Here is a 15649-nt window from a genome sequence, read left to right as displayed (position 1 = left end):
GGTATGGAGAATATTCTGATTCATACTTCTATTTTACCACTGTGAAACCAAAACAAAAACTGTGGAACATGTGCTATCATCACATTCCACAGCTGAAAAATTTTATACTTTCCTATAATACAAAAAAGCTGTCTCATCAGAGACAGCTCCACTATTCAAAAACTTTTACAGTCGTGATTTGAAATCTTCGTATCCGAAGGTCTTGATGACTTTCGTGCCGTCTTTGACCGTATGGGCAGCGATGGCCGGCAGTTGGATGCCGTTGAATGTCGTGTTCTTGACCATGGAATAGATTGCCATATCCGTGAAAATCAGGCGATCGCCGGGCTGAAGCGGCTCATCGAAGGAATAATCCCCGATGACGTCGCCGGCAAGACAAGTCTGCCCACCCAAACGGTATGTGTGCGCCTTCTCATCCGCTTCGCCTGAACCGATGATGAACGGACGGTATGGCATTTCCAATACGTCAGGCATGTGGCAAGTCGCGGATGTATCCAAGATGGCCAGATTCATCTGGTTGTAGGTAGTTTCCAACACACTCGCAACGAGGAAGCCCGCATTCAATGCGATCGCTTCGCCAGGCTCAAGATAGACTTGCACGTCATATTTCTCTTTGATATGGTTGACGACTTTCACCAATTTGGCGATGTCGTAGCCTTCTTTGGTGATGTGGTGTCCGCCTCCGAAGTTCACCCATTTCATGCCATGCAGGTATTTCCCGAATTTCTCTTCGAATGCGACCAGTGTCGCTTCCAAGGCATCGGAACCCTGTTCGCAAAGGGTGTGGAAATGCAGACCGTCCAACAATTCAACTTGGCTTTCATCGAAATTGACAGCAGTCGTGCCCAAACGGGAAAACGGACTGGCTGGGTCATAGAGTGCATGGTCCTGGGTGGACAGCTCCGGATTGACGCGCAGCCCGATTTCGATCGGTCGATCGCTGTTCTTAACCATTTCGGCGTACAACTTCACTTGGTTAGGGGAATTGAAGACGATGTGATCCACTATCGGGAGCAACGCCTCCATTTCTTCCTTTTTGAAAGCCGGCGCAAAGACATGTGTCTCCTTGCCGAATTCCTCATGACCCAATTGTGCTTCGTGTACAGAGCTGGCGGTCGTGCCGTCCAGATACTCCGCGACCAAAGGGTAGAAATGATACATCGAAAAAGCTTTCTGGGCCAACAAAATCTTGCAGCCCGTCTGATCCTTGACCGATTTCAGGATTTCCAGATTGCGGCGCAATAAGGTTTCATCCACCACATAGCTGGGTGTCGGCAAGGCTTGAAAATCGATTGTCGTGTCCATTTCAGCCTCCTAATCGACCAAGGTAGGATTGAAGTCCTCTTGCCAAGGCAAGCCATAGACGTTCAATGCTTCCATGAATGGATCCGGATTGAATTCTTCGATGTTGTACACACCTGGTTTTTTCCATTGTCCGGTCAAGACCATAGCTGCCCCGATCATCGCAGGGACGCCGGTTGTGTAGGAAACGGCTTGCGAGCCGACTTCCTTGTAGCATGCTTCATGGTCGCAGACGTTGTAGATGTAGTATGTCTTTTCTTTTCCGTCCTTGATGCCGGTGAAGATGTTACCGATGTTCGTTTTACCTTTAGTGCGCGGTCCCAATGAAGCAGGATCAGGCAAGACGGCTTTCAGGAATTGCAACGGCACGATTTGTTTGCCTTCGAATTCGATCGGCACGATGGACGTCATGCCGACGTTCTCCAACACTTTCAAATGCGTCAGATAGCTTTCGCCGAAAGTCATGAAGAAACGGATGCGTTTGATGCCTTTGATGTTCAAAGCCAAAGATTCGATTTCTTCATGGTGAAGCAAGTACATGTCCTTCTTGCCGACTTGATCGAAATTGTACTCGCGCTTGATTTCCATCGGTTCCGTTTCGATCCATTTACCGTCTTCCCAGTAGCTGCCGTTGGCGGTCACTTCGCGGATGTTGATCTCCGGATTGAAGTTGGTTGCGAAAGGATAACCATGGTCTCCGCCGTTGCAGTCCAGGATATCGATCGTATGGATTTCGTCGAAATGGTGTTTTTGGGCATAGGCAGAGAATACGCTTGTTACGCCCGGGTCAAAGCCTGACCCCAACAAAGCGGTGATGCCGGCTTTTTCGAAACGCTCGCGGTAATCCCATTGCCATTTGTATTCAAATTTAGCTGTATCTTCCGGTTCATAGTTCGCTGTGTCGACATAATCAGTTTTTGTTTCAAGACAGGCATCCATGATGGTCAAGTCTTGGTATGGCAAAGCCACATTAATCACGATATCCGGTTTGTATTCATTGATCAGCGCCACTAATTCAGGAACATTGTTCGCATCCACTTGGGCAGTCGTGATTTTGGAACGCCCAGCATAAATGCCGCTTTCGATCCGATCTTTGATTTCATCGCATTTTGACTTTGTACGACTGGCAATCATAAATTCTTCGAACACTTCTGAATTTTGGGCACATTTATGGCATACGACGTTGGAAACGCCACCGGCACCAATAATTAAAGCTCTACTCATCTTATTCATTCCTCCTGTAGGGAAAATTCATTCATCCATCCTGCGGGCCTTTTTCTGCAGATATCCTCAAATCGGGGCTTAACGACAGACAAGATATTATAACATAAAGCAGTATAGGATAATGTTTTTTTAGCGACAACGACAACATATCGTCATATTTGACAGACCTTGGCGCAACTCCATCTTACCTTAAATAAAAAAAACAAGCGAGAATTTCCCTCCAATTGAAGGAAATTTCTCGCTTCTTAGATTATGCGTAAATATTGTCCCATTTTGCTTCATACGCATCAATCTCATCTTTATAGGCCATCGTTTCTGTGATGTCGTCGATGCCGTTTTCCAATTTGTGCTTCCAAGTCGGATCGATAGCAAACGGATACTCGGCAGTGCTGGTTCTGACCACTTGATTCGGCAAATCGATCTGGATGGTTTCATCCGCCGGCACTTGCGCCAAAGCATCACGTTGGTCCTGCGGCAACTCAATCAACAACAGACCGTTCTTCAAAGAGTTCATATAGAAGATATCGCTGTAACTGCCGGCGATGATGACGCGGAAACGGTAATCCTTCAATGCCCAAGCGGCATGTTCACGGGAAGAGCCGCAGCCGAAGTTATCTCCGGTCACAAGGATCGTTGCTTCTTGGCGGTCGGCATCGTTCAAAGGGAACTCTGGATTCGGGTCGCCGTTTTTCAGGAAACGCCATTCATCAAAAACGAAAGCGCCGAAGCCCGTTTTTTCGATCCGTTTCAGGAATACTTTCGGGATGATTTGGTCGGTGTCGATGTTGTTGTTCATCAAGGCAACGGTTTTACCGTTATGTACTTTAATTGGCTCCATAAGTCACTGCTTCCTTTCTGATGTCCACAAATTTACCGTTCACTGCTGCAGCGCCTGCCATGGCTGGGCTGACCAAATGCGTCCGTGAACCCTTTCCTTGACGGCCTTCAAAGTTACGGTTGGAGGTTGAGGCACAGTGTACCCCTGCAGGCACTTTATCCGGGTTCATCCCCAAACAAGCCGAGCAGCCTGGTTCGCGCCATTCAAATCCTGCATCGATGAAAATTTTGTCCAATCCCAACTCCGCTGCAGCGTCACGGACTGTCCGGCTGCCCGGAACGACCATAGCCTGGATGTGAGCAGGCACTTTTCCGCCTTTGACGTACTTCGCTGCTTCAATCAGATCGGACAGACGCGCATTCGTACATGAGCCGATGAAGACAAAGCCCAATGGAATCTCTTCAGCCGTCTGGCCGGGTTGCAGATCCATGTAGTTGTAAGCGCGCTCGTCATTCTTGTCCTGGATTTCAGGGAATTTCTCACCGAATTGCACGCCCATGCCTGGGTTTGTTCCCCACGTTACATAAGGTGCCAAGTCGGAAACATCGATAGCGATGTCAGTGTCATAGACAGCATCAGGATCGCTCTTCAGCGTTTCCCAATCGGCAATGGCTTTCTCCATGTTTTCCGGTGCATAACGGCGGCCGCGAAGGTAGTCATAGGTTGTCTGGTCGGGCGCCATCATGCCGATTTTGGCACCGAATTCGATGGACATATTACAGATCGTCATCCGTTCCTCCATCGTCAAGGCTTCCACAGTATCCCCGTAGAATTCAATCGCATAGCCGCTCCCGAAGGCTGTCCCGTAGGTCGCAATCAGATGCAAAATGATATCTTTCGCATAGACGCCTGCAGGCAATTTGCCGGTGATCTTGACGCCCATCGACTTCGGTTTCTTCTGCCAAATCGACTGCGTTGCAAAAACATGCTCCACTTCCGAGCTGCCGATACCGAATGCCATCGCTCCGAAAGCGCCATGTGTAGCCGTATGCGAATCTCCGCAGACGACAATCTTCCCTGGTTGGGTTGCGCCCAATTCCGGTCCAACCATGTGCACAATGCCTTGATTGGCTGTTCCGATGTCCATCAATGGGATGTTGAATTCTTCGCAATTCTTCTGCAGCGCTTCAATCTGTTTCTTCGAAATCAGATCCTTGATGTTGAAGATATCTTCCGTCGGCACATTGTGGTCGACCGTTGCGATCGTTTTGTCAGGACGTCGGACTGGGCGGTTGGTTTCGCGCAAGCCATCGAAGCCTTGTGGTGAAGTGACTTCATGGATCAGGTGCAGATCCACATACAACAATTGTGGTTCACCTTCTGGTCCTGTAATAACGTGTCTGTCCCAAAGTTTATCAAAAAGTGTTCTGCTCATACTGTGTACTCCCCTTCACTTTTCCAAAATGGCTTTCACTTGTTCAGTAAATGCTGTCGTTGTAGTCGTTCCGCCCAAATCAGCCGTCAGGAAACCGGCATCCATCACCTCGGAAGCCGCTTTTTCAAGCGCATCCGCCTCTTCATGAAGCTGGAAGCTTTGGCGCAGCATCATGGCAACGGACAGGATCATCGACATCGGATTCGCGATATTTTTTCCCGCGATGTCCGGTGCGGATCCATGAATCGGTTCATATAAGGATGGACCGGACACCGCATGGCTTCCGGAAGGCAGCATCCCCAATGAGCCTGTGATGACCGATGCTTCGTCGCTAAGAATGTCCCCGAACATGTTTTCGGTAACGATGACATCGAATGCAGTAGGGTCCTGGATGATTTTCATCGAAGCCGCATCGACGTACAAATGATCGACGGTAACTTCCGGGTACTCCGTTGCGATTTCATTGACTGTTTTGCGCCACAGTTTGCTGCTGGCCAATACGTTCGCTTTATCGACGGAAGTCAGTTTTTTGCCGCGCGTCATCGCGATGTCAAAAGCTTGGCGGACAATCCGATCGATTTCGCTCTTCTTATAGAAGAGCGTATCTGTCGCTTCTTCGTCATTCCAGTGCTTCGGCTGGCCGAAGTACAAACCGCCCGTCAATTCGCGGACAACGATGAAGTCAGTGCCTTTAACGCGTTCCGTCTTCAATGGGGACAGGTGGGCGATGCTGTCGCTCACTGCGATCGGGCGGATGTTCGAGAAAAGTCCCAAAGTCTTACGCAATTGCAACAGGCCATCTTCCGGCGTTTTCTCGGCATTTTCCCATTTCGGTCCGCCGATTGCGGCCAATAGGATCGCATCAGCTTCGGAACAGCCTTTGATTGTTTGCGGTGGAATCGGATCGCCGGTCTCATCGATGCCGGCTCCTCCGAATGGGTAAACCGTCACGTTGAATTCATGCTGAAATTTTTTGCCGAGTGTTTCCAGCAATGTCAATCCACTTTCCATTATCTCTGGTCCAATGCCATCTCCGGGCAATGCTGCAATCGTATAATTCATCTTACTTTTCCCCCTCATCAGAAATGTGCTGATACTTTTTCTATTGTCTGTTTATTTTTTGCTTTACCGCTGGCTTGGATATACGCTTTCGCTGATGCCGTCAGGACGTCGAAGTCGATGCCTGTGCCGTTATAGCTCTTGCCGTCCTCATCCTCCACGACCACGTGCACCTCTGCTTGTGCATCTTTTCCGCCCGTGATGGCTTCGATATTGTATTCCTTCAAAATGATTTCTTGATCCAGGATGCGGTTGATGGTGTTGTAGATGGCTTCGATGCTTCCTGATCCGGTTGCGGAATCCTGCATCTTCGCATCTTTATTGCGCTTGTCCTGGATGCCGACGATTGCCCCTTGAATGCCATCCTTCACAAACTGCACTTGCAGGCGTTTCAACTCGTAGGCTGATTCGTCCTCGATCGATTTGCCGACCATCAATGCATGGATATCCTCTTCGGTCACGTTCTTCTTCTTGTCAGCCAGTTCTTTGAAACGGGCGAACAATATTTTGATTTCTGCCGGGTCGCTGATTTCATAGCCCATTTGCGCAATCCGATCCACAAAAGCGTGACGGCCGGAAAGTTTACCCAACGGCAACGAATTGTGCTCCACACCGACCAATTGCGGCGTGATGATTTCGTAGGTTTCCGGATTCTTCAGCACACCATCCTGATGGATACCGGATTCGTGTGCGTAGGCGTTGCCACCGATGACGGCTTTGTTGCGCGGAATCGGCATGCCGGAAAGGCGGCTGACCAAATCGCTTGTGCGCTTCGTTTCCTTCAGGACCATACCGGTTTCTTTTTCATAATAGTTTTTGCGGATATGAAGAGCGACCGCAACTTCTTCCAGAGCCGTATTCCCTGCGCGTTCTCCGATTCCGTTGATGGTTCCTTCTACCCGAAGAGCGCCATTTTCGACTGCGGCCAAAGCATTAGCCGTTGCCATGCCCAGATCGTCATGGCAATGGGAGGAGAAGATGACGTCATCAAAGCGAGTTACGTTTTGCTTCAGGTATTTGAACAGGTTACCGAACTCGGTCGGATTGGTGTAGCCAACCGTATCAGGGATATTTATGACTGTTGCGCCCTTTTCGATGGCCAGGTTGATGACTTCAACCAGGAAGTCCCAATCGCTTCGGGTCGCATCTTCCGGAGAGAACTGGACTTTTTCGAATTTTGATTTGGCGTAAGCCACATGGTGTGCAACAGAGGCCAATACTTCTTCTTTGCTCATTTTCAGTTTGAATTCCATGTGGATGGGGCTGGTCGCGATGAAAATATGGATCTGTGGATCGACTGCATCCCTCAAAGCATCGTAGGCAGCATCGATGTCCTTTTCGTTACAGCGGGCAAGACCTGCTACCGTCATGTTTTTGACGGCACCGGCAATCGCCTTTACTGCTTCAAAGTCGCCTTCTGAAGAGATCGGGAAACCTGCTTCAATAACATCGATCCCCCATTTTTCCATCTGCAAGGCAATCTGCACCTTTTCCTTCGTATTGAAGTTCACACCAGGTGTCTGTTCCCCATCGCGCAGGGTCGTATCAAAGAATTGAATGTACTGTTTTTCGGTCATGGTCTTTTCCTCCGGTTCATTTTTCGTTTATTGGTTTCATTAAAGAATCATAAGAGTAAATTTTCGAAAAAAAATGCATCCACAAATAATGGATGCATTTCGAAGGTCAATAAATAATCGCTTCAGCCCCATTATTTGTCAATGCCAAGCAGGGCTCAAACGACTGATATTCCAGTGTCCAAGCCCTGCTATAATAATAAGCCGTTATAAGAAGGGGTTGTCCCCATGATTACGTTAGCTGATACGTTTGCATCTTCCATGACGATCCCCTCCTCTTTTTTTGTAGCCTTCTAATTTTTCGTTAAGTTTTATTATCGTATTCTCATTTTATGCAAAGCGGCTTCTTTTGTCAACCCCTTTTGCTATTTCCTTACAAAATCATGTGACTCATCACGGAACCGGAGGAGCGCGGTGGGCTGTGGTGGACTGCAATTGACTGCATGCGGTCCCGCAGCTCCGGTTAGGCCCTTTTCACCGGAGATCGCCGGTAACTTTCGGCTTCTCCTCCGACGAAGCCTCGCTTATCGGAGGAGGCAACTCAAAATGTTAGCCCAACTCCGGCGAGGCCTCCGTCCCCGGAGCAGAGCGATATAATCTCGGGCAGCACACTAAAAACGAGGCCGCCGCACTTTTAGTGGGGCAACCTCGTTTTTAATGGATAACTTATTCCGGTAATTTGATGCTGTCTGGATCGATGCCCAGCGCTTCAGCCATCTCTTCATTTATGACCAATTGCAGTGTCTCAGGGAATTGGACAGGCAATTCGGAAGGAAGCTTGCCTTCTTCCAGAATCTGCAAAGCCATTTCGCCAGTTTGACGGCCTAATTCCTTGAAGTCGATTCCGTAAGTAGCCAATCCGCCAGCTTCAACCATTTCGGTTGCGCCAGGAATGACCGGGATTTTGGCTTCCATAGCGATTTGGCCGACTGTAGCCATCGTGCTGGATAAGGTATTGTCCGTTGGGATGTAGATCGCATCGACTTTTTGGACCAATGACTCCATCACTTGTTGGACGTCATTGGTAGAGGTAACGGTCATGATTTCGACATTCACGCCTGCCGCTTCCAACAATGCTTTCGCTTGGTCGCTCTGAACGATGGAATTCATTTCGCTGGAGTTAAAGATGATACCGACTGTTTCCGCAGTAGGTACGATCGACAACAACAGTTGTATCTGCTGATCCATCGGGCTCTGATCGCTTGTTCCGGTGATGTTTGCACCCGGCTCTTCTGCGCTTGTCACAAGTCCTGCATCAATCGGATCGGTTACGGCAGTGAACAGGACCGCATTTTCTTTTTCAGCATTCGCTATTGCTTGTGAGGCTGGTGTCGAGATCGCTAAAATCAGGTCATTGCTGCCGGCTAGACGCTCAGCCATACTCTGCAGGTTGGCTTGGTCACCCTGGGCATTTTGGTAATCCACAATCAGATTGTCGCCTTCTACATAACCGGCTTCCTCCAAAACTTCCAAGAAACCTGTGCGTGCAGCCGATAATGATTCGTGCTCAAGGATTTGCAGGATCCCGATGTGCACAGCATCCGCTGATGCTGTTGAACTTGCTGCGGAAGAATCCGTTGCTTCTTCTGTACCGCCGGCGCATGCACCAAGCAATAAAGCGGAAGTCAGTGCCAATGTTGTCGCTACTTTCTTTTTCCAATCCATTCCAATCATTTCATTTCCCCCTATTTTTTAAATTGTGCGAGAACTGATTATGCAATCAATCGCTAGTCCCTAGTACGAAAAAGCCCATTCAGATAGAATTATCCAAATGGGCTTTTACTGATGATGGGACTGCGGCACTTTTGTTTGCGTTTGCATAAATCCTCCTAGCACATTAGTTATTTGCTTTCAGTTTATAAGAATTAAATAAGGATGTCAACGATTAAATTAAATTCGGATGAGGGCATTCTCATTTTCCGGAATGTCTTTTCGTCATTGGATCAGCAAGTGATGCTCTGTCGGCTTCAGCAACTTCCAAACCAATTTCGGATCGGCCTTCTGATCCAGATAAAAGGCTTCATCTTCAGGTTCCAGTATCACCGGCATGCGATCGTGGATGGCACGCATCTGGTCGTTGGCGGCCGTGGTGATGATGGAAAAAACTGTAAAAGGTTTTCCGTTTTCATCCTGATAAGTTTTCATGATACCTGCCATCGAAAAAATTGGGATATCCGCTACGGCAATTTTTCGTTTCAACTTTTCTTCGCCGACTTTCTCCCATTCAAAAAATGCAGTCGCCGGCACGAGACAACGCGCTGTCCGGAAAGGCTGGCTGAACGTCGGCTTTTCGAGTATTGTCTCTGCTCGGGCATTGATCAAAGGACGCTTAGCGAAAGGCTCAATAAATCCCCATTTGTGGTGAACAAGCTCGTTGCCCAGCACTATCAGCGGTGTGCTGTTGGTCGGGAATATTTCCGCGCGCTCTTCGACATCCTCTTTCATTTCCCCCAACAAGTACCTTTCCCACAGTTCCCTCTTTGTCGCTTCCAGCGCATAACGTCCGCACATAGTTCTGTCTCCTCTCCGTTTGGCTTTCCTTGATACCGATTATAAGGGAGACAGAAGCGTTATACAAAAAAGACGTCCGCCGGGGAACGTCTTTTTCATTATTCACATAAAAAATCCGAAAAGGATCGGGAAAAAGACTGCAGGCGCATAATTCATGATTTTCAGATCAGTCAGCTTCAACATGTTGAGTGCCAGGCCGACAATCAAAAGAGAGCCCACGCAGGTCATTTCGTTGATCACAGAATCCGTCAGAAGCGGCGCAAGGATATTGGCGAAAAGCGAAATGCCGCCTTCATAAACGAGGATCAGACCGGCTGAAAGCAGCACGCCGATGCCCAGGCTGGATGCCATCACGATGGCTGCGATGCCGTCGATCAGCGACTTCGCGAAAAGCGTATCATGGTTTCCGGTCAGACCGCTCTGCAAAGCCCCGACAATCGCCATCGCACCCACACAGAACAATAGACTTGCCGTCACAAAACCTTTTGAAACCGAAACCCCTTCGTTGGGTGAAGCAACCATCTTCTCGATTGTGTCCCCGAGCTGATTGATTTTTTTATCCAACTGGAGTCCATCGCCGACCAAAGTACCAGCAACCATCGACAGAATGGTGATCAAAACATTTTCGCCTTTCAACATGCCACTGACACCAATATATAATACGCAGAGCGCCAAAGCGTTCATCACCGCGTTGGCTAACCTATCCGATAAACCTTTCTTCAATACCAGACCGATGCTGCCTCCCAAAACGATGGCAGCGCTATTGACCAAACTTCCCAACAAAACCACTTTATCTCCTCCGATTGCTTTTTTCGTATATGCTGATCACTTGATTCGAATGCTTGCTTGCAAGCTCAGTACGCTTCAGTATAGACGCTCGCTTTCAGAAAATCAATGGATGAAAGGTGAATGATACCGGTCTCCGGAAATACGAAAAGGCCGCCATGTGCGCATGGCGGCCTCCCCTCATCATTCTTGTTCTTCTATACTATTAACGGATTGTTTTCAATGCTCCGGACCATTTGATCAATTCATCAATCATCGCTGTCGCATTGCCCGCATGATAATCGTTCGGCACAAAATTGCTCATGTTCTCGAAATCAGTCATCAATGAGAAGTTCACGGTTGCGTGCACTGTTGCTACGCTCAATTCGCCTAGGATGACGCGCATGTTTTCGTGTGCGCGGGCCCCGCCCAAGCTTCCGTATCCTACAAATCCGGCTGCTTTATCGGCAACTTCAGGCTTCAGGAAATCCAACGCATTTTTCAAAGCGCCACCGACTGCATGGTTGTATTCAGGTGTCACAAACACGTATCCATCGAATGAAGCCATTTTTTCTGACCAAGCTTGGATCGCTGCGCCAGCTGCTGCTTGACGGTCTTCCGGTAATTTAGCGCCCAACAAAGGCAAGTCATAATTTGCTAAAGCTACGATTTCGTATTCGATGCCGCCGTCATTGCGTTTTTCTGCAAATTCATGGATCCATTCTGATACTGCTGCTGAGTTTCTTCCTTCACGAACGCTTCCTGAGATAATTCCGATTTTCATAGTTGTTTTCCCCTTTTCGTCTGTTGTTGTTGTTGTATTTTTACTTCCAAATAAAGCATTACTAATTCGAGATATTATAGATGTGTTTTCCAATTTTTTTCCTCCATGCACTTGTTTTTCAATGAAGGACTCACCTTCATCTCTCTTACATTTCGTAAGCTTGATATCATTATGCCACATCCCAGGATGTATTTCAAGTTATATATTCACGAATTCGAGATATTTTTCAAAAAAAAAGCATCCCCCCCGTCAGACAGCGGTTTTGGATGCTTTTGAATCGTTTTTTTTTTTGCAAAAACCTAAATCAATGCTGGAATACGCGCACACGACCTTTTAAACGATCAGCCAGGATGATGGCCAACACGGCTTTGGCGATGTCCCCTGGAATGAATAACAACATGCCCATCTGGAAAATTGCGGCCAAGTCGAATTGATTGCCCATGACAACATTCAGGATCATCGCCATGTAAGGCAAACCGATTGCGTACATGACGATCGTGCCGGCAACAGCGGAAATCCCATAATTCAAGAAGCTTCCTTCTTTATTATGCACGAGATAGGAGATCAAAGTAGCCGCCGCAATAAATCCAAACACAAACCCGAAGCTAGGAGTCAAAAAGGCTTGGAATCCTCCAAGCAATAATTTCAGTAATAAAGGCAGCAGTTGCGCAAAAAAGGCCGCTTTCGGACGCAAGAAGAAGCCGGTCAGCAGCACCATAAGTGTCTGCAAAGTGATCGGAACGGGGCCGACGGGGATGCTCAGGAAGCCGCTCACGAACGTCAAAGCCGCGAATATGCTGATTTGGGTCAAATCTCTTGTTGATAATTTCATTTTATTTTCCTTCTCTCTTTTTGATTTTGATGCTGATTTCGCCATAGGTCAGGGTTTTCGTTTCCCCATTGGGCAATGCTACAACTAGTCCGCCATCGTCGTCGATTGCGATCGCGTTGGCTTCGATCGTTTCGCTTCCTTGCGGGAAAGTGACTTGTTCACCCAAGACGAAGCAACGTTTGCGGTACTCGTCCAGGTAGGAACGGGATGCCAAATCAGGGTAAAGGACGTAAAAACGGTTGAGTATTTCGGCAGCCATTTGGTTTCGTGTCACCACGGCATTTTTTGAATCGAACAGCGTGCCGGCGATCGACTGGATTTCATCAGGAAAATCCGTTTCAGGCGCCCGGAAGTTCAGTCCGATCCCTAAAATGATCGTTCCGATTGTCCGCGATTCCATATCCATGATCCCTTCAGTCAGGATGCCGCAGACTTTCCTGCCATCCAGGAAGATATCATTCACCCATTTGATCTGCGGTTCTTTTCCTGTCAATGTTTCGATTGCCTGACAGACGGCCACAGCGGCGGCAGTCGTGATCAAAGTGGCGTTATCCAGATCAGCAACCGGCTTCAAAACCAAACTCATGTACAGGCCTGATTCGCTCGGTGAGTGGAAAACTCTACCCAAGCGCCCTCTGCCCTTTGTCTGTTCTTCCGATAAGATCACGCCTTCGAAGGTCGCTTCTTCGTTGACGATGCGTTTGGCCTCCAGGTTGGTCGAATCGATCGTTTTGTGCGCAATGATCCGGTGATCTTTCAGCGCTCCCGATAGCAGAGGCACGATGGCGGCCTCCGACAACAAATCGGTTTCGACTGACAATTGATACCCTTTATTCGTCGTTGCTTCTATCTGATAGCCTTCTTTTTTCAGGCCATTGATTGCTTTCCATACGGATGTTCTGGATACTTCCAATTGATCAGCCAAATCTTGGCCGGAAATGCTTTCGCCTTTATGCTGCTCCAGAAACTGCAGGACTTTCTCCTTTGTTGACATCCTTTCCCTCCATTCTCTTCTATAAAAAAACCACCACTTGAACCGAAGTGATGGTCTCAATGCTGTATTCAGTTTAACCGCTCGCCGGCCCCTTGTCAACCCGTCTAACAAAATGGGTAACAATGTTTTTTTAGTGTTTCTTTGCTTCCTTATACACGCTGACCATTTCGGCATAATCCGCCATGATCGTCTTCACTATCGGATTGTTCATCGTCGGAATCGCAACCGTCCCGATTTTCGCTATCGGCAGCACGTTATTGCCGGTTCCGGAAACGAAGGCTCCTCCAGCATCCTTGACCCACTCGACCGGGATGGTCGTCTCGTTGATCGGAATATGCCTTTTTTCACATATTTCGAACACTTTCTTGCGGACGATTCCCAGAAGTACCGCGTTTGCAGGGGGCGTGTACAATTCTTTTCCTTTCACAAAAAAGACATTCGTGCGGCTGCCTTCCGTGATTTCCTCATTCCCATCCACAAGCAGCAGCTCATAAACGTCTTTATCCGCCCGTTCCTGCAGCACAGTTTTCTGATAATCCGAACGGACAAGCTTGATGTTCGGATCCAACCGTTCGATACGGAATAGGCTCGTCGCGATGCCCTCTTCATAATAGCTTTTTGGCGGGTAGATGCTCTGGGTGAAAAAGATCCACAAAACGCTTTCGCTTTTTGACGTTTTCCCAAGGATGAACTTAAGGTTCTGATTCCCCACCTGATTGGCGGCTATCAGGCGATAGACGCGGTCCTCGATGGATTCCGCCGTAGTTGGCAGCGGCAGATCCAGATAAGCAGCGGACCGGAAAAAACGATCCAGATGATCCTCCAAAAATATCGCAATCCCATCCTCGACACGGATGACTTCGTATACCGTCCGGCCTTCAAATTCCGGATAGCTTTCGCCGTCAGTATTTTTGACAAGATCATCGTTCAATAAGTAATACGGCCCTTCCACTTTTTCCATATTCGACGCTCCTTCCCGTTCTTATATTCCCTATTCTACTCCGGAATCCCGAAAAGTACACGCCAATTCGTAAAACAGCGGATGTGACAGCCAAATGACAAACTATTTAAAAATTAGTAAAAGTGAAGAAAAACACAACGAGTCCCTTCCTTTTTTTCTGTTGTGGGTGTATAGTATGGGCATCATGAAAAATACGAACACAACTACTTACACAAAGGATGATAGAATAAGCATGCAGATGCCACAATCCCATTGGAAAAATGATGTTGAATATGTCACTTTGGTCGAAGATCTCATTTATCACGAAGAATTATTGCACATGGAGACCATTACCCATCACCACTTCACCAATCGTTTGGAGCATTCGATCCGCGTATCCTATAAGAGTTACCAGCTTGCAAAAAAATGGAATCTGGATGCCCGATCCACTGCACGTGCCGGTTTGTTGCACGACTTCTTCCACGAAGATCGCATTGGTGTGGCCCAGTTGAATATCGGTGCCCATGCAGATGCCCATCCGAAAATCGCTTGCGAAAATGCTTGCCGAATCACTGAAATCAGCTCATTGGAGCGCGACATCATCCTCAAGCATATGTTCCTGGTGAGCCGTTGCGGTCTGCCGCGTTACAAAGAAAGTTTTGTCGTAACCTACGTGGACAAATATGTCGCGATCAGAGAGGTCGTCGAACCGATCAAAGAAATCGCAGGATCCCGTCTTCGCAATCTGGTTTCCAAATTGAGTCCGGTAAACCTGAACATCAACATTTAATTGTAAACATAAAAAGAAGCCCAAGAGAACTTCCGCTTTGTCGGAATTCCTCTTGGGCTTCTTTCTTTTTTCAGTGACTCATTTTTTTCTTTTTTGAGATGATTTCCGCGATCGAGATGAGCACCACAAACCAAACAACCACATTGTCGAACCCGAATCCTGATTGTGAGGCCCCACCGAGCAGCGTCAACAATGCCATCAAGGACAACAGATAGACCAGTGCAAAAATTTGCCCGTTGATTTTTTCAACATCATCGACATTCCGGGATCGTTTCAGAACGATGGACAGAACGAACAACGCGACCGACAACCCGATATTCACTTTCATCACAATGCCATTGGACAGATAGGAGTCCGGAAAGAAGTCAGCTATCATCAGCAGCGTCAACGGAATATAAAATAAGAACTCACTGTACTGCTTTATTTTCATAAACTTTCCCCTCCTTTCGCTGAATAGGTCCTCCTTATTCTATATCAGTAGGCGAATCCTCACAAGGTACGCGTGGTTGCGATTGTAAGTATAGGAGTGTCGCATAAGAAAAGCATCGGGGAAAAACCATCCCGATGCCTTTTTTTGTGTAGTTGTATTATTTTTTTTGATAATCTGACAGTTTGTATTCCACTCCGTGGGTACTTTTATAGTACTCAGGATACATTTCTC

At 47.7% G+C, this 15649-nt stretch carries 15 protein-coding genes; 1 reads left to right on the top strand and 14 read right to left on the bottom strand.

The features are described from left to right. Nucleotides 1–165 precede the first annotated feature (165 nt). The 13 genes from nspC to PH235_RS14190 form a co-directional block, all read right to left on the bottom strand. A complete protein-coding gene (gene nspC / locus PH235_RS14250) occupies nt 166–1293 on the bottom strand; it encodes a carboxynorspermidine decarboxylase (protein ID WP_272162933.1) in 1128 nt (375 codons plus the stop codon). 21 nt (nt 1294–1314) lie between these two features. Continuing rightward, the gene (locus PH235_RS14245; protein ID WP_272162931.1) at nt 1315–2526 is read right to left on the bottom strand and encodes a saccharopine dehydrogenase family protein; all 1212 of its coding nucleotides are present in this window, start codon (nt 2524–2526) and stop codon (nt 1315–1317) included. A 250-nt stretch (nt 2527–2776) separates the two neighbouring features. After that, nucleotides 2777–3364, bottom strand: coding sequence for a 3-isopropylmalate dehydratase small subunit (gene leuD, locus PH235_RS14240; protein ID WP_107995036.1), 588 nt, complete (start codon nt 3362–3364; stop codon nt 2777–2779). Continuing rightward, nucleotides 3351–4739 (bottom strand): 3-isopropylmalate dehydratase large subunit, encoded by a 1389-nt coding sequence (leuC, locus tag PH235_RS14235; RefSeq protein ID WP_272162930.1) that lies wholly within the window; start codon nt 4737–4739, stop codon nt 3351–3353. Before leuC ends, leuD begins: the two co-directional genes overlap by 14 nt. A gap of 15 nt (nt 4740–4754) precedes the next feature. Next, complete coding sequence (gene leuB / locus PH235_RS14230; protein ID WP_272162929.1) at nt 4755–5801, bottom strand: 3-isopropylmalate dehydrogenase; 1047 nt, start codon at nt 5799–5801, stop codon at nt 4755–4757. Between the two features lie 17 nt (nt 5802–5818). Then, nucleotides 5819–7375: a 2-isopropylmalate synthase gene (locus tag PH235_RS14225; protein ID WP_272162928.1), complete on the bottom strand. Its 1557-nt coding sequence runs from the start codon at nt 7373–7375 to the stop codon at nt 5819–5821. 663 nt (nt 7376–8038) lie between these two features. Further along, a complete protein-coding gene (locus PH235_RS14220; protein ID WP_272162932.1) occupies nt 8039–9037 on the bottom strand; it encodes an ABC transporter substrate-binding protein in 999 nt (332 codons plus the stop codon). A gap of 270 nt (nt 9038–9307) precedes the next feature. Beyond that, complete coding sequence (locus PH235_RS14215) at nt 9308–9883, bottom strand: SOS response-associated peptidase (protein ID WP_272162927.1); 576 nt, start codon at nt 9881–9883, stop codon at nt 9308–9310. 102 nt (nt 9884–9985) lie between these two features. Next, on the bottom strand, nt 9986–10672 hold the full coding sequence (locus tag PH235_RS14210; protein WP_272162926.1) for a DUF554 domain-containing protein: 687 nt from the start codon (nt 10670–10672) through the stop codon (nt 9986–9988). A gap of 202 nt (nt 10673–10874) precedes the next feature. Beyond that, entirely contained in the window at nt 10875–11432 is a 558-nt protein-coding gene (locus tag PH235_RS14205) for an NADPH-dependent FMN reductase (RefSeq protein ID WP_272162925.1), read from the bottom strand. A 304-nt stretch (nt 11433–11736) separates the two neighbouring features. After that, nucleotides 11737–12264, bottom strand: a complete 528-nt coding sequence (locus PH235_RS14200; protein ID WP_160117108.1) for a biotin transporter BioY — start codon at nt 12262–12264, stop codon at nt 11737–11739. A 1-nt stretch (nt 12265) separates the two neighbouring features. Next, on the bottom strand, nt 12266–13258 hold the full coding sequence (locus tag PH235_RS14195) for a biotin--[acetyl-CoA-carboxylase] ligase (protein WP_272162924.1): 993 nt from the start codon (nt 13256–13258) through the stop codon (nt 12266–12268). A 130-nt stretch (nt 13259–13388) separates the two neighbouring features. Then, on the bottom strand, nt 13389–14219 hold the full coding sequence (locus tag PH235_RS14190; protein ID WP_272162923.1) for an aminotransferase class IV: 831 nt from the start codon (nt 14217–14219) through the stop codon (nt 13389–13391). 238 nt (nt 14220–14457) lie between these two features. Between PH235_RS14190 and PH235_RS14185 the strand changes: the two genes are divergently transcribed. After that, nucleotides 14458–14988: an HD domain-containing protein gene (locus PH235_RS14185; protein ID WP_443080893.1), complete on the top strand. Its 531-nt coding sequence runs from the start codon at nt 14458–14460 to the stop codon at nt 14986–14988. A gap of 70 nt (nt 14989–15058) precedes the next feature. On the opposite strand, the gene PH235_RS14180 is transcribed toward PH235_RS14185, so the two are convergent. Next, entirely contained in the window at nt 15059–15418 is a 360-nt protein-coding gene (locus PH235_RS14180; protein WP_272162921.1) for a hypothetical protein, read from the bottom strand. Nucleotides 15419–15649 lie beyond the last annotated feature (231 nt).

This window comes from Trichococcus sp. K1Tr (assembly GCF_028309625.1).
Taxonomy (GTDB): Bacteria; Bacillota; Bacilli; order Lactobacillales; family Aerococcaceae; genus Trichococcus.
Note: the sequence above shows the minus strand (reverse complement) of the source record. Positions and strands in the feature narration are given on the sequence as shown.